Source organism: uncultured Nocardioides sp., from assembly GCF_947489365.1.
Lineage (GTDB): Bacteria > Actinomycetota > Actinomycetes > Propionibacteriales > Nocardioidaceae > Nocardioides.
Genome location: NZ_CANLDB010000001.1, coordinates 198,241 through 223,203 on the forward strand (window position 1 = coordinate 198,241; position 24,963 = coordinate 223,203).

Annotated in this window: 29 protein-coding genes; 18 read left to right on the top strand and 11 right to left on the bottom strand. The window is 73.5% G+C overall.

Going from position 1 to position 24,963, the window contains the following annotated elements:
* The first annotated feature begins 10 nt into the window (after nucleotides 1–10).
* Complete coding sequence (locus Q0858_RS00965; protein ID WP_299050083.1) at nucleotides 11–496, top strand: hotdog fold domain-containing protein; 486 nt, start codon at nucleotides 11–13, stop codon at nucleotides 494–496.
* On the opposite strand, the gene Q0858_RS00970 is transcribed toward Q0858_RS00965, so the two are convergent.
* The 4 genes from Q0858_RS00970 to Q0858_RS00985 form a co-directional block, all read right to left on the bottom strand.
* Nucleotides 493–1,377 carry an amino acid ABC transporter permease gene (locus Q0858_RS00970; RefSeq protein WP_299050085.1) on the bottom strand — a complete coding sequence of 295 codons (885 nt, stop codon included), beginning with the start codon at nucleotides 1,375–1,377 and terminating at the stop codon, nucleotides 493–495. The two genes, Q0858_RS00965 and Q0858_RS00970, sit on opposite strands and share 4 nt — an antisense overlap.
* Nucleotides 1,374–2,027: an amino acid ABC transporter permease gene (locus tag Q0858_RS00975; protein ID WP_299050087.1), complete on the bottom strand. Its 654-nt coding sequence runs from the start codon at nucleotides 2,025–2,027 to the stop codon at nucleotides 1,374–1,376. The genes Q0858_RS00970 and Q0858_RS00975 overlap by 4 nt, the downstream gene beginning before the upstream one ends.
* A gap of 109 nt (nucleotides 2,028–2,136) precedes the next feature.
* Nucleotides 2,137–3,009, bottom strand: a complete 873-nt coding sequence (locus tag Q0858_RS00980) for a glutamate ABC transporter substrate-binding protein (RefSeq protein ID WP_299050089.1) — start codon at nucleotides 3,007–3,009, stop codon at nucleotides 2,137–2,139.
* Nucleotides 3,010–3,035: 26 nt separating this feature from the next.
* Nucleotides 3,036–3,821 carry an amino acid ABC transporter ATP-binding protein gene (locus Q0858_RS00985; protein WP_299050090.1) on the bottom strand — a complete coding sequence of 262 codons (786 nt, stop codon included), beginning with the start codon at nucleotides 3,819–3,821 and terminating at the stop codon, nucleotides 3,036–3,038.
* Nucleotides 3,822–3,940: 119 nt separating this feature from the next.
* Between Q0858_RS00985 and Q0858_RS00990 the strand changes: the two genes are divergently transcribed.
* From Q0858_RS00990 to miaB, 6 genes are all read left to right on the top strand, one after another.
* Nucleotides 3,941–4,432: a GNAT family N-acetyltransferase gene (locus tag Q0858_RS00990; protein WP_299050091.1), complete on the top strand. Its 492-nt coding sequence runs from the start codon at nucleotides 3,941–3,943 to the stop codon at nucleotides 4,430–4,432.
* A gap of 223 nt (nucleotides 4,433–4,655) precedes the next feature.
* Nucleotides 4,656–5,006, top strand: a complete 351-nt coding sequence (locus tag Q0858_RS00995; protein WP_299050093.1) for a hypothetical protein — start codon at nucleotides 4,656–4,658, stop codon at nucleotides 5,004–5,006.
* Between the two features lie 54 nt (nucleotides 5,007–5,060).
* Nucleotides 5,061–5,516, top strand: a complete 456-nt coding sequence (locus Q0858_RS01000) for a hypothetical protein (protein WP_299050094.1) — start codon at nucleotides 5,061–5,063, stop codon at nucleotides 5,514–5,516.
* Nucleotides 5,513–5,851 carry a hypothetical protein gene (locus Q0858_RS01005; RefSeq protein WP_299050096.1) on the top strand — a complete coding sequence of 113 codons (339 nt, stop codon included), beginning with the start codon at nucleotides 5,513–5,515 and terminating at the stop codon, nucleotides 5,849–5,851. The genes Q0858_RS01000 and Q0858_RS01005 overlap by 4 nt, the downstream gene beginning before the upstream one ends.
* Nucleotides 5,852–5,915: 64 nt before the next feature.
* Nucleotides 5,916–6,311: a VOC family protein gene (locus tag Q0858_RS01010; protein ID WP_299050097.1), complete on the top strand. Its 396-nt coding sequence runs from the start codon at nucleotides 5,916–5,918 to the stop codon at nucleotides 6,309–6,311.
* Between the two features lie 37 nt (nucleotides 6,312–6,348).
* Nucleotides 6,349–7,827, top strand: coding sequence for a tRNA (N6-isopentenyl adenosine(37)-C2)-methylthiotransferase MiaB (gene miaB / locus Q0858_RS01015; protein ID WP_299050099.1), 1,479 nt, complete (start codon nucleotides 6,349–6,351; stop codon nucleotides 7,825–7,827).
* Between the two features lie 348 nt (nucleotides 7,828–8,175).
* On the opposite strand, the gene Q0858_RS01020 is transcribed toward miaB, so the two are convergent.
* From Q0858_RS01020 to Q0858_RS01035, 4 genes are read right to left on the bottom strand one after another with little or no spacing between them, the layout of a single operon-like run.
* The gene (locus Q0858_RS01020; protein ID WP_299050102.1) at nucleotides 8,176–8,469 is read right to left on the bottom strand and encodes a hypothetical protein; all 294 of its coding nucleotides are present in this window, start codon (nucleotides 8,467–8,469) and stop codon (nucleotides 8,176–8,178) included.
* Nucleotides 8,470–8,489: 20 nt separating this feature from the next.
* On the bottom strand, nucleotides 8,490–8,762 hold the full coding sequence (locus tag Q0858_RS01025) for a hypothetical protein (RefSeq protein ID WP_299050104.1): 273 nt from the start codon (nucleotides 8,760–8,762) through the stop codon (nucleotides 8,490–8,492).
* On the bottom strand, nucleotides 8,759–9,259 hold the full coding sequence (locus Q0858_RS01030; RefSeq protein ID WP_299050107.1) for an NUDIX domain-containing protein: 501 nt from the start codon (nucleotides 9,257–9,259) through the stop codon (nucleotides 8,759–8,761). Before Q0858_RS01030 ends, Q0858_RS01025 begins: the two co-directional genes overlap by 4 nt.
* The gene (locus Q0858_RS01035; protein WP_299050109.1) at nucleotides 9,256–9,528 is read right to left on the bottom strand and encodes an antitoxin; all 273 of its coding nucleotides are present in this window, start codon (nucleotides 9,526–9,528) and stop codon (nucleotides 9,256–9,258) included. Before Q0858_RS01035 ends, Q0858_RS01030 begins: the two co-directional genes overlap by 4 nt.
* An 18-nt stretch (nucleotides 9,529–9,546) precedes the next feature.
* Between Q0858_RS01035 and miaA the strand changes: the two genes are divergently transcribed.
* The 7 genes from miaA (at nucleotide 9,547) to Q0858_RS01070 (ending at nucleotide 15,745) form a co-directional block, all read left to right on the top strand.
* The gene (miaA, locus tag Q0858_RS01040; RefSeq protein WP_299050112.1) at nucleotides 9,547–10,497 is read left to right on the top strand and encodes a tRNA (adenosine(37)-N6)-dimethylallyltransferase MiaA; all 951 of its coding nucleotides are present in this window, start codon (nucleotides 9,547–9,549) and stop codon (nucleotides 10,495–10,497) included.
* Between the two features lie 5 nt (nucleotides 10,498–10,502).
* Nucleotides 10,503–11,069, top strand: a complete 567-nt coding sequence (locus Q0858_RS01045; protein WP_299050114.1) for a dihydrofolate reductase family protein — start codon at nucleotides 10,503–10,505, stop codon at nucleotides 11,067–11,069.
* A complete protein-coding gene (locus Q0858_RS01050; RefSeq protein WP_299050117.1) occupies nucleotides 11,066–12,019 on the top strand; it encodes a helix-turn-helix domain-containing protein in 954 nt (317 codons plus the stop codon). Before Q0858_RS01045 ends, Q0858_RS01050 begins: the two co-directional genes overlap by 4 nt.
* Before the next feature lie 11 nt (nucleotides 12,020–12,030).
* The gene (locus Q0858_RS01055) at nucleotides 12,031–12,696 is read left to right on the top strand and encodes an MSMEG_1061 family FMN-dependent PPOX-type flavoprotein (protein ID WP_299050119.1); all 666 of its coding nucleotides are present in this window, start codon (nucleotides 12,031–12,033) and stop codon (nucleotides 12,694–12,696) included.
* Nucleotides 12,693–13,580 (top strand): diaminopimelate epimerase, encoded by an 888-nt coding sequence (dapF, locus tag Q0858_RS01060; protein ID WP_299050121.1) that lies wholly within the window; start codon nucleotides 12,693–12,695, stop codon nucleotides 13,578–13,580. Before Q0858_RS01055 ends, dapF begins: the two co-directional genes overlap by 4 nt.
* 100 nt (nucleotides 13,581–13,680) lie before the next feature.
* The gene (locus Q0858_RS01065) at nucleotides 13,681–14,901 is read left to right on the top strand and encodes a hypothetical protein (RefSeq protein ID WP_299050123.1); all 1,221 of its coding nucleotides are present in this window, start codon (nucleotides 13,681–13,683) and stop codon (nucleotides 14,899–14,901) included.
* Nucleotides 14,902–14,968: 67 nt separating this feature from the next.
* Nucleotides 14,969–15,745, top strand: coding sequence for an SDR family NAD(P)-dependent oxidoreductase (locus tag Q0858_RS01070; protein ID WP_299050125.1), 777 nt, complete (start codon nucleotides 14,969–14,971; stop codon nucleotides 15,743–15,745).
* A 124-nt stretch (nucleotides 15,746–15,869) separates the two neighbouring features.
* Here the strand turns inward: Q0858_RS01070 and Q0858_RS01075 are convergent, their stop codons facing one another.
* Nucleotides 15,870–16,289, bottom strand: a complete 420-nt coding sequence (locus Q0858_RS01075) for a hypothetical protein (RefSeq protein WP_299050127.1) — start codon at nucleotides 16,287–16,289, stop codon at nucleotides 15,870–15,872.
* A 76-nt stretch (nucleotides 16,290–16,365) separates the two neighbouring features.
* Between Q0858_RS01075 and hflX the strand changes: the two genes are divergently transcribed.
* On the top strand, nucleotides 16,366–17,856 hold the full coding sequence (hflX, locus tag Q0858_RS01080; RefSeq protein WP_299050130.1) for a GTPase HflX: 1,491 nt from the start codon (nucleotides 16,366–16,368) through the stop codon (nucleotides 17,854–17,856).
* A 56-nt stretch (nucleotides 17,857–17,912) separates the two neighbouring features.
* Here the strand turns inward: hflX and Q0858_RS01085 are convergent, their stop codons facing one another.
* Nucleotides 17,913–19,103, bottom strand: coding sequence for a benzoate/H(+) symporter BenE family transporter (locus tag Q0858_RS01085; protein ID WP_299050132.1), 1,191 nt, complete (start codon nucleotides 19,101–19,103; stop codon nucleotides 17,913–17,915).
* A 69-nt stretch (nucleotides 19,104–19,172) separates the two neighbouring features.
* Here Q0858_RS01085 and Q0858_RS01090 point away from each other — a divergent pair, with 69 nt between their 5' ends.
* From Q0858_RS01090 to Q0858_RS01100, 3 genes are all read left to right on the top strand, one after another.
* Entirely contained in the window at nucleotides 19,173–19,703 is a 531-nt protein-coding gene (locus tag Q0858_RS01090) for an XRE family transcriptional regulator (protein WP_299050134.1), read from the top strand.
* Nucleotides 19,704–19,801: 98 nt separating this feature from the next.
* Nucleotides 19,802–22,102, top strand: coding sequence for a protein translocase subunit SecD (gene secD, locus Q0858_RS01095; RefSeq protein ID WP_299050137.1), 2,301 nt, complete (start codon nucleotides 19,802–19,804; stop codon nucleotides 22,100–22,102).
* A 559-nt stretch (nucleotides 22,103–22,661) separates the two neighbouring features.
* Nucleotides 22,662–24,575 (top strand): ATP-dependent DNA helicase, encoded by a 1,914-nt coding sequence (locus tag Q0858_RS01100; RefSeq protein WP_299051719.1) that lies wholly within the window; start codon nucleotides 22,662–22,664, stop codon nucleotides 24,573–24,575.
* Here Q0858_RS01100 and Q0858_RS01105 read toward each other — a convergent pair.
* The gene (locus tag Q0858_RS01105; protein ID WP_299050139.1) at nucleotides 24,563–24,961 is read right to left on the bottom strand and encodes a hypothetical protein; all 399 of its coding nucleotides are present in this window, start codon (nucleotides 24,959–24,961) and stop codon (nucleotides 24,563–24,565) included. The two genes, Q0858_RS01100 and Q0858_RS01105, sit on opposite strands and share 13 nt — an antisense overlap.
* Between the last annotated feature and the right edge of the window lie 2 nt (nucleotides 24,962–24,963).

Below are 24,963 nucleotides of genomic sequence, written 5' to 3' on the forward strand. Positions count from 1 at the left end.
TGTACGCGCCATGAGCCAGGTGCTGACCATGTGGAGCAAGCTCTCGCCGCTGCCCCTGGGGGCGAGGGTGTTCTCGTTCGCCTTCGCCCGGAAGGCGCCGTACTTCGCGACCGTGCGGCCGCGGTTCACGGTGCTCGAGCCGAACCGGGCCGAGCTCGTCGTGCCGAAGCGGCGCGGTGTGCACAACCACCTCGGCACCGTCCACGCGATCGCGCTCTGCAACGGGCTCGAGGCCGCGATGGGGGCGCTCGCCGAGGCGACCATCCCGGCGGACAAGCGGTGGATCCCCAAGGGGATGGAGGTCTCCTACACCGCGAAGGCGACCTCGGACATCACCTGCGTCGCCGAGACCGACGCCGCGGCCTGGGCCGGGTCGGACCCCGACGTGCCGGTCCGGGTCCGCGGCGTCCGGGACGACGGCACCGTGGTGATCGAGGGCGTGATCCGGCTGTGGGTGACGCCGCGCAAGCGCGCCGCGGAGACGGCGACCGTCTAGACCTGGCCGTGGCGGGTGCCGGCGTCGGCCAGCCCGGTGTCCTGGTCCGACAGCCCCGCCGCGCCGACCTGCAGCTGGTCGCGCTCCCCGACGTACCGCTTCTGCACCCAGGTCGCGATCAGGGTCAGGATGAAGTTGGTGACGATGTACATCAGCGCCAGCACCAGCACGGTCTGGAACTGGTTGCGGAACTCGGTGTAGATGCTCCGACCGACCGCCGTGAGACCCGGCGCGAGGACGTAGAAGCCGAGGCTGGTGTCCTTCAGCGCCACGACGCACTGGCTGATGATCGCCGGGATCATGATCTTCACGGCCTGCGGCAGCAGGATCGTCGTCATCACCTGCGTCTTGCGCATGCCCACGGCGTACGCCGCCTCCGCCTGGCCGGGCGGGAGGGCGTTGATGCCGGCGCGGAAGATCTCCGCCAGCACCGAGCCGTTGTAGAGCATCAGGCCGATCACGACGGACCAGTACGAGCCGATGCCCCCGCCGACGCCGTACGTCAGGAAGATGAAGACGATCAGCAGCAGCAGCGGGACGGCGCGGAAGAACTCGACGACCAGTGCGGACGGCAGTCGCACCCACCGGTGGTCCGACAGCTTGCCGACACCGAGCACGACACCGAAGACGAGCGCCAGCAGGACGGCGGTCAGCGCCATCTGGATCGTGGTGATCCAGCCCTCGCCGAGCGCGACCATGAACTCGGGGGTGACGAACGGCTCCCAGTCCTCGTAGGTCAGCTGGCCCTTGGCGTCGAGGAAGAAGTAGAGGCCGACGAGGCCCACGACGAGCAGCACGAGGGCCGCGACGTCGTAGATGCGGTGGCGCAGCCGGGTGCGCGGGCCGGGGACGTCGAAGAGGACGGAGGTGCCGCGGCTCATCGGACGGTCCTCCAGCGACGCTCCAGCAGCCACGAGGCGCCGGAGATGGCCTCGACGATGACGATGTAGCCGAGGGCGAACACGAGGAAGATCAGGATCCGGTCGTCGGCGTTGTTGTTGGTGAAGCCGCGCATCCGGGCGGTCGCCTCGGCGAGACCGAACACCGCGGCGATCGAGGTGTTCTTGGTCATCGCGATGATGACGCTGGTCAGCGGCGGGACGCTGGCGCGGACGGCTTGCGGCAGCACGACCTGCGTCATGGTCTGGCCGAAGGTCATGCCGATCGCGCGGGCCGCCTCGGCCTGGCCGAGCTGCACCGAGTTCACCCCGGCGCGCAGGGCCTCGCAGACGAACGGCGAGGTGTAGATCGTCATCGTGACGATGCCCTTGACCAGGAACGGCGTGCCGACCAGCAGGTCGAGGGCCGGGAACCCCGCGAAGACGAGGATGAAGATCACCAGCAGCGGCGTGTTCCGCACGATGTTGACGTACGACGTCGCGAAGAGCGCCAGCACGCGGACCGGTCCGACGCGCATCGCCACCAGCAGGGCGCCGATGACCAGGGAGCCCAGTGCGGACCAGAACGCGAGCTGGAGGGTGATCCAGAAGCCGCTCAGCACGAGGTCGAAGTTCGAGACGATGTCCTCCACGGGCCCTCCTTCCTAGCGTCGCGGGGTGGTGCGGTGGTCGGGTCGGTGCTCAGAGGAGTGCGGGGCGGCCGTGAGGCCGCCCCGCACCGCTCGGTCGGTCAGTCCTGCGTCAGGCGCAGGGGTCGAGCGCGGGCAGCTCGGGCGTCTCGACGCCCGACTCGCCCAGGGTGATCTCGAACGCCTCGTCGTAGGAGCCGTCCTCGGCCGCGGTCTCGAGGCTGTCGTTGATGAAGTCGCACATCTCGGGCGCGTCCTTCGAGTAGCCCACGCCGTACCGCTCCTCGGAGAAGGGCTCCACGACGACCTTGAGGTTGTCGGGGTCCTCGGCGGCGTAGCCCAGCAGGATGGCGCCGTCGGTCGTCATCGCGTCGAGGCTGCCGTTGAGCACCTGGTCGACGCACTCGGAGTAGGTGTCGAAGCCGCGCGCCGTCGCGCCCTCGGCCTCGATGTTCTCCAGCGACGTCGAGCCGGTCACCGAGCAGACCTCGGTGCCCTTGATGTCCTCGACGGTCGAGATGTCGGAGTCGGAGCGGACCAGCAGCTGCTGACCGGTCTCGTAGTAGGGGCCGGCCTGGCCGACGACCTGACGGCGCTCCTCGGTGATCGAGTACGACGCCACGACGAGGTCGACCTCGCCCTCCTCGAGGAAGGGCTCGCGGTTGTCGGAGATGGTCTCGACCCACTCGATGTCCTCCGGCGCGATGCCGAGGTCGGCGGCGAGGATCTTGCCGATCTCGACGTCGAAGCCGACGGGCTCGTCCTCGGAGGCGCCCTTGAACCCGATGCCGGGCTGGTCGAACTTCACGCCGATCTTGATCGAGCCCTGCTCGTTCAGCTCCGCCATGCGGGTGCCCGACTCGAACTCCGCGTTCTCGTCGGCCTCCACGTCGCGGGTCTCCCCGCCGCTGCTGCCCGCGTCGCCGCAGCCGGCCGCCACCATGGCGAGGCCGGCGGCGACCGCGGCCACCTTGATCCGAGTCATGCGCATCTGCTGTCTCCCTTGTCGTCTCAGTGCTTGAGGATCTTCCCGAGGAAATCCTGGGCGCGTTCCGAGCGCGGGTTCGTGAAGAACTCCTCGGGGGTGTTCTCCTCCGCGATCGCGCCGTCGGCCATGAAGACGACCCGGTCGGCCGCCGTCCGGGCGAAGCCCATCTCGTGCGTGACGACGACCATGGTCATGCCCCGCTGGGCGAGGTCGACCATGACGTCGAGGACCTCCTTGATCATCTCCGGGTCCAGGGCCGAGGTGGGCTCGTCGAAGAGCATCACCTTGGGGTCCATCGCCAGCGCCCGCGCGATCGCGACGCGCTGCTGCTGGCCGCCGGAGAGCTGCGCGGGGTACTTCTGGGCCTGGTGGGCGATGCCCACCCGCTCCAGGAGCTCCATGCCGCGCTTCTCGGCGTCCGCCTTGGACGTCTTGCGGACCTTGATCGGGCCGAGCGTGAGGTTCTCGAGGATCGTCTTGTGGGCCCAGAGGTTGAAGGACTGGAAGACCATGCCGACCTCGGCGCGCAGGTTCGCGAGCTGCTTGCCCTCCGCGGGCAGCGGCTGGCCGTCGAGGGTGATGGAGCCCTGCTGGATGGTCTCGAGGCGGTTGATCGTGCGGCACAGCGTCGACTTGCCGGACCCCGAGGGGCCGATCACCACGACGACCTCGCCGCGCGCGATCGACAGGTCGATGTCGTTCAGCACGTGCAGGGAGCCGAACCACTTGTTCACGCCGTCGAGCACGACGAGCGGCTCGCCCGTGCCCGCGTGGATCTGCCCGGGCTCCGGGGCCGCCTCCGCCGTCATGGCCCGCAGACTAGGGGGAACCTGTGGCCAGCAGCCATCGCAGGCGCCGCGCGGCGCCGATCCGTGACCGGGATGTGACTCGGGGGTCCGGGATCGTCGTACGGCGGCAGACTGGCCGGGTGATCGAGCTCGGCCCGGCGGATCCCGACGACCCGGACCTCCGCGCGCTCGTCACCGACCACCTCGCCGACATGGTGGCGACCACCCCCGACCCCCGCAGCCGCCACGCCCTCGACCTGGAGGCGCTCCTCGGACCCGGCGTCACCCTGTGGACGGCGCGGCTCGACGGGGGGGTCGTCGGCACCGGTGCGCTGAAGGAGCTCGACGCCGACGCGGGCGAGCTCAAGGCGATGCGGACGACCCCGGCGGCGCGGGGCCGCGGGGTGGGCTCGGCGGTGCTGGACCACCTGCTCGCCGAGTGCGTCACCCGCGGCTACCGCCACGTGCACCTCGAGACGGGCGCGCAGGACTTCTTCGCCGCCGCCCGCCGTCTGTACGCCGCCCGCGGCTTCGTCCGGACCGGCCCCTTCGGCGCGTACGTCGACGACCCCAGCAGCGTCTTCATGCGTCTCGACCTGCCGGCCCGAGGACGTCGTGCGCCAGGTGCGTGACGGCGCCCCAGTCCTCACTGACCCGCTGCACCAGCTCCGTCGGCCGCCGCAGCAGCGGCGTCCCGGCCCCGAGCGGATCATGACGGTGCCGGCCGCCGAGGCGTCGCGTTCTCATCGCCCCGCGACCGCTCGCCGCGGGTCCGGACGACGACACGCCGACCGGTGCGGCGTGTCGTGTCCGGCGGGTGCGGTGACGGGCTGCTCGTCGGGCTAGGTTCCGCGCGTGCACCCGCTGCTGAGGAGCGTCCTGCTCGGTGTCGTCGTCGCGGCCGTCCTCTTTCCTGTGCTGGCCTACAGCCGGGAGGACTCCGCACTGCAGGGTCCCCAGCTGTTCTGGATCGTCCCGCTCGTCGGGGTCCTGGTCGGTCTGGTCCAGTACGTCCGCCGGGCCGCGAGTCGTCGGGCGGTCCGGGCCGCGGCGCGCGCGGCGGGACGAGACCCTGACGCGGCCGAGGCGGGTCGCAACCAGTCCGTCGGCGACCTCTGGCGTCGGAGCCCGGCGCTGACCATCGGTGTCCTCCTGCTGGTCGTCCTGGTCGTCGGCCTCACCATCTGGCTGCGTCTCCAGCGCTGATCCCGCACACTCGACGGCAGTCGAGGCTCTCGGTGGGTCCGTAGAGGCATGGGGGTGGACGAGGTGTTCGGTGTCGGGACGGTCGAGCTGCTGGTCGTCGGGTTCGGGTTCCTGGCGCTCGTCGCGCTGGTGGTCGCCGTCGCCCGGCGCAACGGGGTGGTGGCGGTGTCCGACGAGCTCGAGGTGCCGGCCGACCCGGCCCTCGTCGAGGAGCGGGTCTTCGGACCGCTGGGCTCGATCCGCGGCGCCGCGATGACGCGGGCCTCGGCGGGTCACGTCTCCCTGTCGTGCCGTCGTACGCCGGGGTGGGCGGTGGTGCTCGCCATCCTGCTGTTCCCGTGGGGTCTGGTGCTGCTCTTCGTGAAGCAGGAGCACGTCCTGCAGGTCAGGATCGCCACCCACGGCCTAGGCAGCCTCGTCCAGGTCAGCGGCCGCGCGCCGAAGCAGGTGGCCCTCGAGGTCGGGGAGACGCTCCAGCGACGTCTGGCGCCGGCGGACGGGATGGCGTGAGCGCCACCAGGGAGTTCGTGCTCTGGGCGGTCGGGGCCGCCGTGGTGCTCACGGTGGTGGCGGTGGTGGACACGGACTCGCCCTTCCGGGAGCAGCCCTGGGTGGTGCCGGTCATCGCGGTGGTGGCCGGGCTGGGGGTGGTCGCCCAGGGGCGACTGATGCGTCGCGCGCGCCGCCGTGGGGCCGAGGCACGCGGCATGACGCTCGAGGAGTCGGACGCACGAGGTCGTGAGGCCGAGCGTCGGTTCCGGGCGAGGCACCCGGTCCTCTCCCTGCTGGCGTGGATCGGGGTCCTCGCCCTGCTCGGTGTCGCGATCTGGCTGCGGGTGACCTGACCCTGTCGTCGCGCCCACCCGAAACCGGTTGCCGGGCTCTGGGTTCGCCCGGTAGCCAGGACCGGTGACCTCCCACATCAGCCACACCAGCGTCGACTGCCGCGACGCCTACGCCCTGTCCGTCTTCTGGGGCCAGGTCCTCGGGTACGCCGGCGACCCCGACGAGCCCGACGAGCCGGGGGACGAGGAGTGCCTGCTCCAGTCACCCGACGGCGCCCACCGGCTGCTGTTCATCGAGGTCCCCGAGCCCAAGGAGGCGAAGAACCGGATCCACCTCGACCTGGAGCCCGTCGACGGCACGCGCGAGCAGGAGGTCGAGAGGGTCCTCGCGCTGGGCGCCACCCTCGTCGACGACCGGCGGCGACCCGACGGGGGCTGGGCGGTGCTCGCCGACCCCGAGGGCAACGAGTTCTGCGTCCTCCGTACGCGCGCCGAGCGGGAGGCGTCCGGCTCGCTGTGAGGCGACCGGGCGTCGCCTCGTAGTCTTGGACGCTGTCATGCGCACCTACGAGGTCCGCACCTACGGGTGCCAGATGAACGTCCACGACTCCGAGCGCCTCACCGGCCTGCTGGAGGACGCGGGGTACGCCGCCGCGCCCGCCGACGAGCAGGCCGACGTGGTCGTGTTCAACACGTGCGCGGTCCGCGAGAACGCCGACAACCGCCTCTACGGCAACCTCGGCCACCTCGCGCCGGTGAAGGCGAAGAAGCCGGGCATGCAGATCGCCGTCGGCGGCTGCCTGGCCCAGAAGGACCGCGACACCATCACGAAGCGCGCGCCCTGGGTGGACGTCGTCTTCGGCACCCACAACATCGGCTCCCTGCCCGCCCTGCTCGACCGCGCGCGGTCGCAGGAGGAGGCGCAGGTCGAGATCCTCGAGTCGCTCGAGGTCTTCCCCTCCACGCTGCCTACGCGCCGTGAGTCGGCGTACGCCGCCTGGGTGTCGGTGTCGGTCGGGTGCAACAACACCTGCACGTTCTGCATCGTCCCGGCGCTGCGCGGCAAGGAGAAGGACCGCCGCCCCGGCGAGATCCTCGCCGAGATCGAGGCGCTGGTCGCCGAGGGCGTCAGCGAGATCACGCTGCTGGGGCAGAACGTCAACGCGTACGGCGTCGAGTTCGGCGACCGGCAGGCCTTCAGCAAGCTGCTGCGCGCCTGCGGCGGGATCGAGGGCCTGGAGCGGGTCCGCTTCACCAGCCCCCACCCCGCGGAGTTCACCGACGACGTCATCGAGGCGATGGCCGAGACGCCGAACGTGATGCCGAGCCTCCACATGCCCCTGCAGTCCGGCTCCGACGCCGTGCTGAAGGCGATGCGGCGGTCCTACCGCCAGAAGAAGTTCCTCGGGATCATCGACCGCGTCCGCGCGGCCATCCCCGACGCCGCGATCACCACCGACATCATCGTCGGCTTCCCCGGCGAGACCGACGCCGACTTCGAGGACACCCTCCACGTCGTCCGCGAGGCCCGCTTCGCCGGCTCCTTCACGTTCCAGTACTCCAAGCGCCCCGGCACCCCCGCCGCCACGATGGACGGCGAGGTGCCGCCCGAGGTGGTCAAGGAGCGCTACGGCCGCCTCGCCGCGCTCGTCGACGACGTCGCCTGGACCGAGAACAAGCGCCAGGTCGGACGCCGCCTCGACCTCCTCGTCGCCGAGGGGGAGGGGCGCAAGGACGCCGCCACCCACCGCCTCTCGGGACGCGCGCCCGACAACCGGCTCGTGCACTTCACCCCGGTGGACGCCGACGGCGCCGCGGTCGCCGTCCGCCCCGGTGACGTGGCCACCGTCGAGGTCACCTACGCCGCCCCGCACCACCTGGTCGCGGACGGCCCCGTGCTCGGCATACGACGCACCCGCTCCGGCGACGCGTGGCAGGCGCGGACCGAGGGCCCGAAGGCCCCGGTCGGGGTCGGGCTGGGCATGCCGACGATCGGCGTCCCCGAGCCCCTGCCGCCGGCGCCCGCCTGCGGCTGAGGCCACGACCACAGCGGAGATCGAGGTGCCCCGAGCCCTGGCGAGGGGCCACGAGATCCGGTGTCGCGCTCGCGAGCGTCTCCCGGGATCTCGTGGCTCGGCCGTGGCCGGCCTCGCGCCTCGATCTCCGGGCGGGTTGGTCCGGCCGAGGTCGGGTTGGGCATGCCGTCGATCGGCGTCCCCGAGCCCCTGCCGCCGGCGCCCGCCTGCGGCTGAGGCCACGACCACAGGTGGTCGAGCAGCACGCGAGCGCAGCGAGCGCGTGTCGTCGAGACCCTGGTGACGTCACCGCGGTCTCGACGACGCGCAGGCGCTGGCGCACCTGTGCTGCTCGACCAGCTGACGAGGTCAGTCCGAGCGGGGGTCGGTCTCGGAGTAGCCGGCCTTGGGGGTGAGCCCCTCGGCGTTCGGCTCCTCCCCACCGGGGTGCTGCTCGTCGGGGGTCTCGTCGGGGGTGCGGTCGGGGTCGAGCCGGTCACGGTCGGCGGGGGCGCGGACGCCGTCGGTGCCGACCTGGCCCGGGCCCGTCTCGCCGACGCGCTCGCTGCTGATGCCCATGTCGCCCTCGAGCCGCTGCGGACCGCCGGCGCTGGGGTTGGAGTCCTGGCCCTCGACGTCCTCGGGGAGCTTCTTGTCACTCATGGCGTGGCTCCTGTCCCGGCTCAGGCCGGGGGCTCGTCGGGGCTGTCGGCGTCCTCGCCGCGCTCGTCGTCGTCCGGCTCCTGCTTCTTGTCGTCGGACTCCTTGACCTCCTCCGGCAGCGCGTCCTCCACGGCCGGGTTGTCGTCGGGGTCCATGTCGCGGGCGGCGGGCTCGGCGCCGCGGTCCACGTAGTCGGTGGCGTCGCGCGTCGCGTCCGTCCCGCCGGGGAACAGCTCGGGGGACTCGGTGGTGGGGGTGGGCTGGGGGCCGAGGCCCCCGTCGGACTCGCTCATGCGCTCGCTCCTCGGTGGTCGGGATCGTGGTCGAAACCGTGGGTCAGGTACGTCGTGCCGGTGCCGATCGCCGCCAGCGCCCGCCGCTCGTGGGGCACCACCGGCTGGGGCAGGTCGTCCAGGGCGTCCAGCCGGCACCAGCGCAGGCCGGCGCTGCGGTGCGGCTCCTGGACCTCGGGCTCCCCGCTCCACGACCAGCAGGTGAAGAAGAAGTCCACCCGCTCGTCGATGGGCTCGCCGCTGCCGGTGCGCTGCATCGTCAGCTCGAAGTGCAGCTCGAGGTCGGTGAGGCCGAGCTCCTCGAGGGCCTCGCGGTGCGCCGCGTCGTACGCCGTCTCGCCGCGCTCGACGTGGCCCGCGGCGCCGGCGGCCCAGTGGTCGTCCATGAAGCCGGTGCCCTGCCGCAGCTGCAGCAGGACCTCCTCGCTGCCGTCCTCGGCGGGACGGAGCAGGAAGACGTAGGAGGCGGGGACGACGACGAAGCGGTCGTGGGTCACCGGCGCGGCGGACCGGTGGGCCCCGCGGGACCGGTCGGTCCGCCGGGGCCGCCGGCGGCACCCGGGCCGCGGCCGTCGTTCCCGTCGTCCATCTTCGCCAGCTGCTCCTGCGCCTTCACCCGACCCTTGGCGATCTTGTCGGAGTACTTGCCCTTGGTCCGCTTGTCGGCCTCGGACGCCGCCCGGTCCAGCCCCTTGGCGATCTTGTCGCCGTGCTGGTCGACGGCCTTCTGGGCCTGGCCACGAAGCTTGGAGAAGAAGCTGCTCATGTTGCGAGGATATCGGTCGTGCCCCACCCCTCCCCCTCCCCGAGCCCCCCACCGGTGGTGGCGGTGGTCGGTGCCACAGCGGCGGGCAAGAGCGAGGTCGCGCTGGGCCTCGCCGAACGGCTGGGCGGCGAGGTCGTCAACACCGACGCGATGCAGCTCTACCGGGGCATGGACGTCGGGACCGCCAAGCTGACGCCCGCCGAGCGCCGGGGGATCCCGCACCACCTCCTCGACGTCCTCGACGTCACCGAGACCGCCAACGTCGCGAGCTTCCAGCGCGAGGCGAGGGCCGTGGTCGCGGACCTGCGGGCCCGCGGCGTCGTCCCCGTGCTCGTCGGCGGGTCCGCGCTCTACACCCGCGCCGTGCTGGACCGGCTGGAGTTCCCCGGCACCGACCCCGTCGTCCGGGCCCGCCTCGAGGCCGAGCTGGAGGCCGAGGGCGCGGGCGTGCTGCACGCGCGCCTCGCGGAGGTCGACCCCGTGGCCGCGGCGGGCATCGAGCCGGGCAACGGCCGTCGCGCGGTCCGCGCCCTCGAGGTCGTCGAGCTCACCGGCCGCCCGTTCTCCGCGTCGATGCCGGTGCCGGAGTACGTCGAGCCCGCCACCGTGCAGCTCGGCGTCGAGGCCGACCGCGCCGTCCTCGACGCGCGGATCGCCGCCCGCGTCGACGCGATGTACGACGCCGGCCTGCTCGCCGAGGTCGAGCGGCTCCTCGCCGCCGGTCTGGCCGAGGGCCGCACGGCCTCCCGGGCCATCGGCTACCGCGAGGCCGCCGCCCACCTCGCCGGCGAGATGACCGAGGCCGAGGCCCGGACGCGGACCGTCGTCGCCACCCGACGCTTCGTCCGTCGGCAGGACGCCTGGTTCCGCAAGGACCCCCGCGTCGTCTGGGTGCGTGACCTCGACGAGGCGGTGACGACAGTCCGCAACATCGGTCGGGTCGCCGGCACCTCCGACGTCGGAGGCTGAGCCCCATGAGGACGACGTACTACACCGCCACCAGCCTCGACGGCTTCATCGCCGACCCCGCCGACAGCCTCGCCTGGCTGTTCGTCCAGACCCACGTCGAGCCCGACGAGCCCGCGCTCCGCTACGACGCCCTGATGGAGCGCGTCGGGGCGCTGGTGATGGGCGCGACGACGTACGAGTGGATCCGTGACCGCGTCACCGCCGCCGAGGAGGCCTGGAGCTACGACGTCCCGACCTGGGTGCTGACCCACCGCGACCTGCCCGGTCTCGAGGGCGCCGACGTCCGCTTCGCCTCGGGCGACGTCACCGCCGTCCACGCCGAGATCGAGGCGTCGGCGGGCGGGCGCGACCTGTGGGTGGTCGGGGGCGGCGACCTCGCGGGGCAGTACGCCGACGCCGGGCTGCTCGACGACGTCGTCGTGTCGTACGCGCCGGTGACGCTGGGGGAGGGGCGGCCACTGCTGCCGCGCCGGCTGCAGCTGCGGCTGGCCGAGCACGTGGGCGCCGGGGACTTCGTCTGCGCGCGTTACCTCGTCGACGGCCCCCGGCCGGCGCCGGACTGGACGCCGTGAGCGACGCACGTCGGGACCGCCTGCAGGAGCTGCTGGACGCCGTCCTCGCCGACGACCACGACGACCTCGGGGCGATGGCGGACTCCGCGCACGCCTCGCCGTACCACTTCGCGCGCTCGGTGAGCGCCGCCGCGGGGGAACCGCCGGTGGCGATGCGGCGCCGGGTCGCCCTGGAGCGGGCCGCCTGGCGGCTCCGTGGCGGGGCGAGCGTGACCGAGACCGCGTGGGAGGCGGGGTACGACTCGGTGGAGGGCTTCGCCCGCGCCTACGCCCGGGCGTGGGGCCACCCGCCGTCCGCGACCCCGCCGGGCCACCCGACCGCCACCGCGCACTGGCTGGAGGCACCCAACGGCGTCCACTTCCACTCGCCGACCGCGCTCTGGGTCGCCGCGGACCCCCGCGCCGCCGGCGGCGCCCCGGCGGGGGCGGGGGCGGTGACCACGGTGATGGCCCATCACGACCTGGCCGACACCGCGGTGCTCCTCGACCGCTGCGCCGGGATGGGTCGCGAGGAGTGGGAACGTGCCCGGGTCCCCGGGGCGGTGCTCGTCGGGTGGGCGGGCCCCGAGGAGTCGCTGGCCCTGGTGCTCGGCCGCGTCGTCGGCGGCCTGGAGGCGTGGGTGGCGGCGATCGAGGGCCTCGAGCAGCCGAGGGGCGCCGAGCCCGACACCGTCGCGGGGCTGCGCGCCCGGCTGGCCGAGGTCGGTCCCCGCTGGCTCGCGGTGCTCGCCGACGTCGAGCGCCGCGACGCGTGGGGGGACCGGCTCGTCGACGCGCTCTGCGACCCGCCGGAGTCGTTCGTCCTCGGGAGCGTCGTCGCCCACGTCCTGACGTACGACGCCCAACGCCGCGGCCTGGCCCGGGTGATGCTCGCCGCGGCCGGCCTCGGTGACGTCGAGGTGGTCGGCGAGCACGACGGCGACCCGGTGATGTGGCTTCGCCAGGCGTAGATTCACCCCTCGTGGAGGGTGCGGACGAGCGGGTGGGCGAGCCGGTGGGCGAGGTCGCGGTCGCCGACGGGGCGACGCTGACGGCGCTGCTGGGCGGCGAGCCGTCCGCCGCCGCCCGCGGCAAGGACCGCGACCACCTCCACGAGCTCGACCGGGCCTGGCTGGCCGCGTCGCCGTTCTGCGTCCTCGCGACGGCCGACGCCGAGGGCCGCGCCGACGCCTCGCCGAAGGGAGACCCGGCCGGCCGCCTGGTCCACGTCCTCGACGACCGCACGATCGCCCTCGCGGAGCGGCCCGGCAACCGGCGGGCGGACGGCTACCGCAACGTGCTGGCCAACCCCCGCGTCGGGCTGCTGTTCGTCATCCCCGGCCGCCCCGACACCCTGCGCGTCAACGGCCGGGCGCGCCTCGTCAGCGAGGCGCCCTGGTTCGACGCGATGGTCGTCCGCCGCCACCGGCCCGTGGTCGCGATGGTCGTCGACGTCGAGGAGGTCTTCCACCACTGCGGCAAGGCGTTCCTGCGCTCCGGGCTGTGGCACCACGAGGAGTGGGACCCCGAGGCCGGCGTCCCGCGCCGCGCGGTGCTCGCGCAGACCTTCGAGCGCCCCGAGGACGACCTGGACCGGCTGGACGCCCACTACGGGCCGTCGTACGCCGAGGGGCTGTACCGCTCGTGACCGCTTATCGCTTCCTCAAGGGCCACGGCACGGAGAACGACTTCGTCCTCCTGCCCGACCACGACGGCACCGTCCACGGCGACCTCGACCCCGCCCGCGTCGCCCGGCTCTGCGACCGGCGGGCCGGCATCGGCGGCGACGGCGTGATCCGGGTGGTCCGCTCCGCCGTCCTGCTCGGGCGCGACGCCGTGACCCCCGAGCAGGCCGGGGCCTCGGAGTGGTTCATGGACTACCGCAACGCCGACGGCTCGGTCTCCGAGATGTGCGGCAACGGCGTCCGCGTGCTGGCCCACCACCTCGTCACCGAGGGCCTCGCGTCGCTCGACGAGCCACTGCCGATCGGCACCCGCGCCGGGGTGCGCACGGTCGTGGCCGACCAGGACGGGTACGCCGTCGACATGGGCCCGGCCCGCCTGCTCGGCCCCAGCCGGGTCGGCGTGGACGACGCCTCCGGAGTCGGCGCTCGCGAGTGGCCCGCCACCGGGGTCGACATGGGCAACCCCCACGCCGTGGCCCTCGTCGACGACCTCGCCGAGGCCGGCGACCTCCTCGTGCAGCCGTCGTACGACACCGGGCTGTACCCGGCCGGCGTGAACGTCGAGTTCGTCGTACGCCGGGGCGAGGGGCACGTCGCGATGCGCGTCCACGAGCGGGGCTCGGGCGAGACCCGCTCCTGCGGCACCGGTGCCTGCGCGGTGCTGGTCGCCGTCGCGCTCGCGGACGGCGCCGCCGACCCGGGCGCCGAGCGTCCGAGCCCGTCCGAGCCCGTGCAGTACCGGATCGACGTGCCCGGAGGTGTGCTGAAGGCGTCCTGGGAGCCCGGTGGCGGCACTACACTCAGCGGGCCAGCGACGATCGTGGCGTCAGGCACCACCGACCTCTGAGCCATGGCTCGCCGGGGCCGAGGTTTGGCGACACGTGAGACGGGTGAGGCTGGCGGTGAACGCCGGACGCATGCGCCGGCCCGAGACACGAGGTGCGCACATGTCCCAGGACCGACCCGACGAGCCCGAGCCGACCCGCATCGCGGGCAGCGAGCCGCCCAAGCCCTCCGGCGAGTCCGGACCCTCCCTCGGGAAGGACCAGGGCGCGGGCCAGCAGGGATGGTCCCCTGCCGGCGCCACACCGCCCGGTCAGCAGCCGGGCCAGCCGGGTCAGCCCGGCCAGCAGGGCTGGGGCCAGCAGGGCGCCCAGCAGCCCCCGCCCGCCGGCCAGGGAGGGTGGGGCCAGCAGCCCCCGCCCCAGCAGCCCGGGCAGCAGGGCTGGGGCCAGCAGGGCGGGTACGGCCAGCAGCCCGGTGGCTACGGCCAGCAGGGCGGCCCCGGTGGCCAGGGCGGCTACGGCCAGCAGGGTGGCGGGTACGGCCAGCAGGGTGGCGGCTACGGCGGCCCGGGTGGTCCCGGCGGCTACGGCGGCCCTCCCGGCTACGGCGGCCCCGGTGGTCCCGGGGGCCCCGGCGGCCCCGGTGGACCCCGCAAGCCCAAGGACAAGAAGCCGCTGATCATCGCGGGCGCCGTGCTCGCGGTGCTGATCATCATCGGCGGCATCGGCCTGATCTTCGTGCTCGGCGGTGACGACGAGGGCAGCGAGGCCGACGGCGGTGGCACCTCCGAGTCTGCGGAGCCGACGCCGACGCCGAGCGAGTCCGCCCCCAGCGAGGAGTCGCAGGAGTCCGAGCCGGAGGCACCGTCCGACGTCCCCAGCTTCACCGCCACGGACTACTTCGAGATGACCGCCCTCTGCGAGCCGCGGGCGATGAGCAACGCCTCGGAGTACGACCCCGCGGACCCGCGGATCAGCACGTACGCCGCCGTCCCCGAGGCGGGGGCCTACACCGACCTGATCGGCCCGGGCATCGGCGAGACCTGGGGCGTCGAGATCGACCGCTACGAGGACGTCAGCGTCGCGATGTGCCTCACCGGCACGGACGCCGGCGACGCGCAGACCTGTGACGCGATGGACTTCGAGGAGAACGAGGTCACCTACGAGTTCCGCGCCGTCACCTACGACGTCGTCTACTACGAGGCCCTCACCGGCGCCGAGCTCGGCACCGGCAACCCGATCGAGGCGAGCGGCGCGTGCCCCGACCCGGAGTACACGCTGGTGAGCGAGGAGGGCGAGGTGCGGTACGCCTCCCCGGACACCGAGGACGTCAACCTCGAGGTCAACACCTTCATCACCGAGGGTGGCGGCGAGTCCAGCTGACCCGCCCGCTCCACCGGTCGTGACCGCCGGTCCTGGTGACGACGACGTCGTCCTAGGATCGGCGGTCATGGACCTCCACGGAACGAGCGCCCTGGTCACCGGTGGCGCGTCGGGCATCGGCGCGGCCGTCGTACGACGCCTCGCCGGGCTCGGTGCCCACGTCGTCGTCGCCGACCTCAAGGAGGACGACGGCTCCGCGCTGGCCGCCGAGGTGGGCGGCACGTTCGCCCGCACCGACGTCACCGACTCGGCCACGATCCAGGCCGCCGTCGAGACGGCCCTCGAGCACGGCCCGATGCGCACCGCGGTCAACTCCGCGGGCATCGGCTGGGCCCAGCGCACCGTCGGTCGCGACGGGAGCTTCGAGTCCGCCGCCGACATCGACGCCTTCCAGCGGATCATCCGCATCAACCTCGTCGGCGTCTTCGACGCGACCCGCCTCGCCGCCACGGGCATCAGCCGCAGCGAGCCCCTCGTGGACGGCGCCCGCGGCGCCATCGTGAACGTCGCCAGCGTCGCGGCCTTCGACGGCCAGATCGGCCAGGCGGCGTACAGCGCCTCCAAGGGCGGCATCGTCGGCATGACCCTGCCGCTGGCCCGCGACCTCGCCGCCTCCGGGATCCGCCTCAACACCGTCGCGCCCGGCCTGATCGACACCCCGCTCTACGGCCAGGGCCCCGACGCCGAGGCGTTCAAGGACAAGCTCGGCCAGAGCGTGCTGTTCCCCAAGCGCCTCGGCTACCCCGACGAGCTCGCCCGCATGGTCGTCGAGTGCCTGCTCAACCCCTACGCGAACGGGGAGACGATCCGCCTCGACGGCGGCATCCGCATGCCCCCCAAGTAGTCGAGTCGGCACGTCTGCGCAGCTGTACGGGCTCGAGTCGGCACGTCTGCGCAGCTGGGCCGTCGACACGTGCGCAGACGTGCCGACTCGGCCCTCGGTACGTGCGCGGACGTGCCGACTCGGGCTACAGGAGCTCGCGGTCGCGCTGGCAGGCGTTGCTGTCGTCCGGGCCGCCGAGGCAGTCCTCGGGCAGCACGTGGTGCAGGGCCAGGACGAGCAGCGGCGGGGTCGCCGCCAGCGCGAGGAGGCCCCAGGCGCCGGCGTGGGGCAGGCGCCGCTGCAGGAGACCGACGAGGAGCGCGGCCACCAGGACGGCGACGACCACCAGCACCGTGAGGGCGCCCAGGAACGACGGGACGCTGTCCAGCGTCCCGCACAGCACCGCGCTGTACGGCGACCCGGGGGCGGCGGTCTCGCCCTCGTCGTCGTACGACGGGCACTCGGGCCCGACGGTGCCGGTGAGCACCGCGAGGGCCATGGCCAGGCCGACCGCCACCGCCACCGAGCCCGCGACCAGCCAGCCGAGCGCTCGCACCGTCCTCACCCGCCCAGGCTGCCACGTTGCGCCCACGGCAAACGCGGGTGCGCACGACGGCGGGCCGCCGTACTCTGGACAGCACATGACTCATGCACACGACACCACCCCCGAGACCTCGCCCGCCGAGGACTTCACCCTGAGCGCCGAGCTCGCCGAGACCGAGGACTGGGTCGACGACCGCAGCCGGGACCGGGCCGACGACCGCGACCTCACCACCGGCGAGGCCGACCTGGCCGACCGGCAGTCGCTGCGCCGCATCACCTCGCTGCGCACCGAGCTCGAGGACATCACCGAGGTCGAGTACCGCCAGCTCCGCCTGGAGCGTGTCGTGCTCGTCGGGGTGTGGACCGAGGGCACCCAGACCGACGCGGACAACTCGATGACCGAGCTCGCCGCGCTCGCCGAGACCGCCGGCTCCGAGGTCCTCGACGCGATGACGCAGCGCCGTGGCAAGCCCGACCCCTCGACGTACATCGGCTCCGGCAAGGTCGCCGAGCTGACCGAGGTCGTCCGCGCCACGGGCGCCGACACCGTCATCTGCGACGGCGACCTCGCGCCGTCCCAGCTGAGGAACCTCGAGGACAAGACGGGCGTCAAGGTCGTCGACCGCACCGCCCTGATCCTCGACATCTTCGCCCAGCACGCGAAGTCCAAGGAGGGCAAGGCCCAGGTCGAGCTGGCGCAGCTGCAGTACATGACGCAGCGCCTCCGCGGCTGGGGAGGCAACCTGTCCCGCCAGGCCGGTGGCCGCGCCGCGGGCGGTGAGGGCATCGGTGGTCGTGGCCCCGGTGAGACGAAGATCGAGACCGACCGACGCCGGATCAGCGCCCGCATCGCCAAGCTGCGCCGCGAGCTGAAGGAGCTGGAGGGCACCCGTGAGGTCAAGCGCGCCGACCGCAAGCGCCACCAGGTCCCGAGCGTGGTCATCGCGGGCTACACGAACGCCGGCAAGTCCAGCCTCATCAACCGGCTGACCGAGGCGGGCCTGCTCGTCGAGGACGCGCTGTTCGCGACCCTGGACGCCACCACCCGTCGGACGACGACCGCGGATGGCCGCGAGTACACGATGTCCGACACCGTCGGCTTCGTCCGCCACCTGCCCCACCAGCTGGTCGAGGCCTTCCGCTCCACGCTCGAGGAGGTCGCGGACGCCGACCTCGTGCTGCACGTCGTGGACGGCTCCCACCCGGACCCGGAGGGCCAGATCGCGGCGGTGCGAGCGGTGTTCGCCGACGTCGACGCGACCGGCGTGCCGGAGATCGTCGTCGTCAACAAGGCCGACGCGGCCGACCCGATGGTCATCGCGCGGCTGCGCCAGCGCGAGCCCGGCTGCCTCGTGGTGTCCGCGCGGACGGGCGAGGGCATCGAGGAGGCGCGACGCGTCGTCGAGGGCGAGCTGCCCCGGCCCGCGGTCGCCTTCACGGCGCTCCTGCCCTACGACCGCGGCGACCTGGTCGACCGGCTCCACCGTTTCGGCGAGATCGACTCGATGGAGCACACCGCCGACGGCACCCGCCTGGTCGGTCGCGCCGAGCCGGCGCTGGCCGACGAGCTGGCGGCGTACGCCGTCTGAGCTCGACGGCTCCTGACGGCTCCTGACGTCACCCGACGTCCCCCGGCGAGTGCGACTCAGGCCGCGTGGGCCCCTCGCGGGCGTGTCCCGGCCCGCAGCACGGCGCGCACGGCGAGGCCGACCAGCAGGGCCCAGAACGCCGAGCCGACGCCGAGGACGCTGACGCCGGACGCCGCCACGACCAGGCAGGCGACCGCCGGGACCTGGTCGGACGGCTCCGCGAGCGCCTCCCGCAGGGACGCGGCCAGCGTGCCGAGCAGCGCCAGACCGGCGGCGGACTGGACGACGCCCGCCGGCGCCGCCGACACCAGCGTGGTCAGGGCGCCGCACCCCGCGGCGATGACGAGGTACGTCGCCGCCGCGCCCACCCCGGCCGGCCAGCGGCGGGCCGGGTCGGGCCCCGCCTCGGGCCCGGCGGTGAGGGCGGCCGTGATCGCGGCGAGGTTGACGGCGTGCCCGCCGAAGGGGGCCGCCACGAGGGTGCCGAGCCCGGTGACCGTCATCGACTCCCGCCACGGCACGCGGTAGCCGAGGCCCGCCATCACGGCGACACCGGGCACGTTCTGCGACGCCATCGTGACGACGTACAGCGGAAGCGCGACGCCGAGCAGGGCGCCGACGCTCCACGAGGGCGCCGTGAGCGTGAGGGACGGGACGAGGTCCGCGGCCCGGACGCCGTCCGAGGCGGTGGCCACGACGACCCCGAGCGCGACCGCCAGGGCCCCCGGCACCGCCCAGCGGGGCGCGAGGCGGAGCAGGACCAGCCACGTCACGACCACCGGCGCGACGACGGCGGGGGAGTCGGCGAGCGCGAGGACGGGCTCGACGCACAGCGGCAGCAGGACGCCCGCGAGCATCGCCCGGGCCAGCGGGACGGGGATGGCCGCGACCAGGTCCCCGAGCCGCGGCACGAGCCCGGTGAGGACGACGAGCGCACCGACGACCAGGAACGCCCCGACGGCGGCCGGCCACCCGCCCGCGACCGCGCCGGTCGTCACCAGCAGGGCCGCGCCGGGGGTCGACCAGGCGAGCGAGAGCGGGGTGCGGTGACGCAGGCAGAGCCAGAGCATCCCGATCGCCTGCGCGACGCAGAGCGCGACGAGACCGGACGCGGCCTGTCGCGGGGTGGCGCCGACGGCAGTGAGGCCGGCCAGCACGACCACGAAGGAGCTCGAGAACCCGACGACGGCGGCGACCACGCCGGCGGCCAGCGGCGTGCCCAGCGGCGTGCCCGTCGGTGTGCCCATCGCTACCCTTCCCCTGGCGTTCGGTGCACCGAACGTTCCGTTTGCGGAACAGGCTAGGGGAGGACGGCGATGACCACCACCGGGGGACCGACCGGCGCCCGGATCCGCGCCGTCCGGACGGAGCGCGGGTTCTCGCTCAGCGCGCTGGCCGCCGCGGCGGGCGTCGGCAAGGCGACCCTGTCCGAGCTGGAGGCCGGACGGCGCAACCCGACCCTCGACACCCTCTACGCCCTGGCCGGGCCGCTCGGGGTCCCGCTGGCCGCCCTGGTGGAGGAGGGCATCGACGAGGTCGCGGACGAGGCGCTGACGTCGGTGCGGCTCCACGTGTCGACCGAGGCGCACCGCACCACGGAGGTCTACCTGGTGCGGGTGCGGCCCGGCGCGACCCGGCGCTCCCCGGCCCACGCGCGCGGCGCCACGGAGCAGCTCGTCGTCCTCGCCGGGGCCGGCGAGCTGGAGGCCGAGGGTCGGACCGTGGTCCTGTCGCCCGGCGTCCACCACGCCTGGGCGGCGGACCTCGACCACGCCTACCGGTGCACCTCGACCGACGAGCTCGTGGCGGTCGACGTGATCGTCACCCCGATCGAGCCCGGACCGTGACCTCGGTGCCCGACCTGCCACCGGGGAACCCCAGGTAGCCTTCACCCGTTTGTTGCTACGGCAGTCCCGGGAAAGTCGTCGAAGATCGGTTGGTCCCCTTGTCGCGCGGAGTCCTCGTCCGTCTCGTGCTCGTGCTCGGCCTCCTGGCCGGCTGCGCGGCCATCGCCCTCAACGTCTCGCCCCGCCTGGGGCTGGACCTGAGGGGCGGGACCCAGATCGCGATCCAGGTCCTCCCCGACGAGAACGGCGACGAGCCGTCGACCGAGGACGTCGACCAGGTCGTCGAGGTGCTCCGCGGGCGTGTCGACAGCCTCGGCGTCTCCGAGCCCACGCTGCTGCGCCAGGGGTCCGACCAGATCCTGGTCGAGCTGCCCGACGTGCAGGACCCGGAGGAGGCGCAGGCCGTCCTGGGCCAGCAGGCGCAGCTGTCGATCCACGAGGTCGTCGGCGCCGCGCAGGGTCCGAACGCCGAGCCCACCGAGGAGGGCAACGAGGTCCTCCCCTCGGACTCCGGCGACGTGCTCGAGATCGGCCCCACGGTCATCCGGGGCACCGAGATCGACGGCTCGGAGGCCGTGAACGACCCCACCCAGGGTGGCGGCTGGGTCGTCAGCGTCGACTTCACCGGCGAGGGCGGCGCGACGTGGCAGGACATCACGGCCGCCGCGGCCTGCGAGGACGGCGTCCAGCGCCCGCAGACCGACCCGAAGCGCCGCGTCGCGATCGTGCTCGACGACCGCATCATCTCCTCGCCGCCCATGGCCTCCCAGGTGACCTGCGCCGGCATCGGCGGCAACGCCACCCAGATCACCGGCGACTTCACCTTCGAGGAGGCCGACAACCTCGCCGTCCTCATCGAGGGCGGCTCGCTGCCGTTCCCCGTCGAGGTGGCCTCGACCCAGGTCACGGGGCCCACGCTGGGCGCCGACGCCATCCAGCAGTCCGCGCTGGCCGCGATCATCGGCCTCGCCCTGACCGCCCTGTTCATCGGCGCGGTCTACCGCCTCGTCGGCTTCCTCGCGACGCTGGCGCTGACGTCGTACGCGCTGATCTCCTACGCGATCCTCGTCGCCCTCGGCTCGACCCTGACGCTGCCCGGTCTCGCCGGGTTCGTGCTCGCGATCGGCATGGCGATCGACGCGAACGTGCTGGTCTTCGAGAGAGCGAGGGAGGAGTACCGGGACAACCCCGCCGCGGGGATGCGCCGCGCCCTCTCGATCGGGTTCAACAAGGCCTGGTCGGCCATCATCGACTCCAACCTGACGACCCTGATCGCCGCGGGACTGCTGTTCTTCCTCGCCGCCGGGCCGGTCCGGGGCTTCGGCGTCACGCTCTCGATCGGCGTCGTCGCGTCGATGGTGTCGGCCCTCATCATCGCCCGCGTGCTCACCGAGGTCGGCGTCTCGCTGCCGTTCGTGCGCAAGCGCCCGAAGATCACCGGCCTGAGCGACGTCGGCCGGGTGCGCACCTGGCTGATGGACAAGAACTTCCAGATCATGGACCGCACGAGGATCTGGCTGTCAGTCGCCGCGGCCCTCGTCGTCGTCGCGCTGGCGGGCATCGGGACCCAGGGGCTGAACCTGGGCGTCGAGTTCACCGGCGGCCGGACCATCGAGTACGACACCACCCAGTCGATCGACGCCGACGAGGCCCGCGACGCGGTGGCCGACGCGGGCTTCCCCGAGGCCACGGTCCAGCAGGTCCAGCAGGGCAACATCTCGGTCCGCGCCGGGCAGCTCAGCCAGTCCGACGTCGACGCGATCAACGACGCGCTCGGCGACGTCGCCGGCGGGTCGCAGATCCTCAACGACTCCGAGATCGGTGCCTCGCTCGGCAACCAGCTGCGCAACCAGGCGCTCATCGCCTTCGGTCTCGCGTTCCTGGGCCAGCTGATCTACCTGGCGATCCGCTTCAAGTGGACGTTCGGCCTCGCCGCGATCATCGCGATGATGCACGACATCATCCTGGTCGTCGGACTGTTCGCCTGGCTCGGGAAGCCGATCGACGGGGTGTTCCTCGCCGCGGCGATGACCATCGTCGGTGTCTCGATCAACGACACCGTGGTCGTCTTCGACCGCATCCGCGAACGCTGGCGCCTCTCGCGGCCCGACGCGACGTTCAAGGAGGAGGCGAACATCGCCTGCCTGGAGACGACGCCGCGCACGATCAACACCGGCATCGGCATCATGTTCATCCTCGCGGCGTTGACGATCCTCGGCGGCAGCTCGCTGGGTGACTTCTCGCTCGCGCTCCTGGTCGGTCTGGTCGTCGGCACGTTCTCGTCGGTGTTCGTCGCCACGCCGCTGACGATCTTCTTCAACAAGCGCGCGCCGATGACCCGCACCGCGAAGATCCGCCGGAAGGAACGCGACCCGCAGGACACCGGCGCCGTCGTCTGACCCACCGCGGTTCGAGACCTCGGCCGGGTCCCGGGATCTCGTGGCTCGGTCGCTGCGCGACGCTCGCACCTCGATCTCCGGGCGTCCCGGAGGTCGAGGTGTGCCGAGCCCTGGCGTCCGGAGGTCGAGGTGTGCCGAGCCCTGGCGAGGCGCCACGAGACCCGGTGAGGGCGCTGGGTCGGGTCCCGGGATCTCGTGGCTCGGTCGCTGCGCGACGCTCGCACCTCTATCCGCGGGGGTCCGGAGGTCGAGGTGTGCCGAGCCCTGGCGAGGCGCCACGAGACCCGGTGAGGGCGCTGGGTCGGGTCCCGGGATCTCGTGGCTCGGTGGCTGCGCGACGCTCGCACCTCGATCTCCGGGCGTCCCGGTGTGGCGCTGGGTCGGGTTCCGGGCCCTCGCGCGGCGCCCGCGCCTCGATCTCCGGGGTTGTGGAGGGGGACCGAGGTCGGCGCCCGGTGGTGGCTAGGGTTCTGCGGTGCCCGAGACCAGCCGCGTGAGAGAGGTCCTCGAGGCCGCCGTGGCGGCCATCGGGGGTGAGACGCGACCCGGTCAGGTGCAGATGGCGGAGGCCGTGGCGGCGTCGTTCACCTCCGGCGAGCACCTGCTGGTGCAGGCCGGCACCGGCACCGGCAAGTCGCTGGCCTACCTGGTCCCGTCGCTGCTGCGCGGCAAGCGCGTCGTCGTGGCCACGGCGACGCTGGCGCTGCAGCACCAGCTCGTCGAGCGGGACCTGCCGCGCCTGCTCGACGCGGTCGGCGACCACCCCGCCCTCGACGACCTCGAGGAGGACCGAGCGTTCGCCGTCCTCAAGGGCCGCTCGAACTACGCCTGCCTGCACCGGGTGCGGGAGGGCGTCCCCGACGACCAGGGCGCGCTGGTCGACCTGCCGGAGGGCTCCCAGGGCGAGCAGGTGATCGCCCTGCGGGAGTGGGTCGAGGAGCAGGCGGCGGAGAAGGGCACGGGGGAGAAGGACGGCGCGCCGCGCCACACCGACCGGGCCTGGCGCCAGGTCAGCGTCTCCGCGCGTGAGTGCCTCGGCGCGACCCGGTGCGCCTTCGGCGAGGAGTGCTTCGCCGAGCGCGCGAAGGAGCGCGCCGCGAAGGCCCGCGTCGTCGTCACCAACCACTCGATGCTGGCCATCGACGCCATCGAGGGCGTCCCCATGATCCCCGAGTACGACGCCGTCGTGGTCGACGAGGCCCACGAGCTCGCGGCCCGCGTCACGCAGGCCGCCACCGACGAGCTCACCGTCCCGGAGGTCGAGCGGGTCGCCCGGCGGGTGCAGCGCCACGTCGCCGACAAGGACGGCGACGACCCCGCCGAGGACCTCCTCGACGCCGCCGCGGCCCTGCGCGCCGCGGTCGACGAGTGCCCCGAGGGGCGCCTCGACCCGCCGCCGCAGGACCTGGCGGACGCGCTGGCGCTCGTCCGCGACGCGGTCCGTGCGTGCCTCTCGGCGATGCCGAAGGAGGCCGGCGGCGACTCGGACCCCGGCCGGCAGCAGGCGAAGGCCTGGCTGAGCGACCTGTTCGACCACACCGAGCGAATGGCGAAGAACTCCGAGCACGACGTGCTGTGGCACGCGAAGGGCCGCGAGCGCATCCCCGCCCGCCTGTGCGTGGCCCCGCTGCACGTGGCGGGCACGGTCCGCTCGGGCCTGCTGGAGGAGAAGACGGTCGTCCTGACCAGCGCCACCCTGCGCCTCGGCGGCGACTTCCGGGCGGTGGCCTCGAGCCTCGGGCTGCGTCCCGACGACGAGCTCGGCTGGCAGGGGATCGACGTCGGCTCACCGTTCGACTACGCCCGCCAGGGGATCCTGTACGTCGCACGCCACCTGCCGCAGCCCGGCCGCGACGGCCTCGGCGCCGCCCAGCTCGACGAGCTCGCCGAGCTGGTGGACGCCGCGGACGGCCGCACCCTCGGGCTCTTCTCCTCGCGCCGCGCGGCCGAGACCGCGGCCGAGGGCCTCCGCGCCCGGCTGCCGCACCTGACGACGCTCGCGCAGGGCGAGGCGCAGCTGGGCGAGCTGGCGGCGCAGTTCGTGTCCGACCCCCACACCTGCCTGTTCGGCACGCTCAGCCTCTGGCAGGGCCTCGACGTGCCCGGGGACACCTGCCAGCTCGTCGTCATCGACCGCATCCCCTTCCCGCGCCCCGACGACCCCCTGATGTCGGCGCGTCAGAAGGCCGCCGACGCGGCCGGCGGCAACGGGTTCATGCAGGTCGCGGCCACCCACGCCGCGCTGCTGCTGGCCCAGGGCGCCGGTCGCCTGATCCGCAGCACGTCCGACAAGGGCGTGGTCGCGATCCTCGACCCGCGGCTCGCCACGGCGCGGTACGGCGGGTTCCTGCGCGCCGGGCTGCCGCCCATGTGGTCGACGTACGACCCGGCCGTCGCCCGTGCCGCGCTGGCCCGGTTGGCGTCGGCCGCCGGGTCACCGGTGGCGCCCCGGACGAAGGCTCAGACGAAGTAGGAGGCGACGAAGAACGCCGCGACCGCGACCACCAGCACCAGCGCGGTCAGCCGCACCCACGGCGAGAAGCTGCTCGAGCTCGCCGCGGCGGAGTACCCGTCCATCTCTACGCCCCGGAGCTCGGGCGGGTCGTCCTCGGCACCCTCGGACCACCGCTCGTCGGCCCGGACCGTCAGCTCGCGACGGACCGCGTCCCGCCAGGCGTCGACCTGACGGGCGTCGTACCCCCCCCCGGTGACGAGGCTGAACCCACCTCGGGAGGACCAGGGGCTCGGCGCGTGGCCGGCGAGCAGGCGGCGGGTCTCGGCGACCGCCTCGTCGACCTCGGCGACGTCGTACGCCGGGCGGCCGCGCACCAGCGTGAAGTCGGGGGCCAGGAGGTCCATGA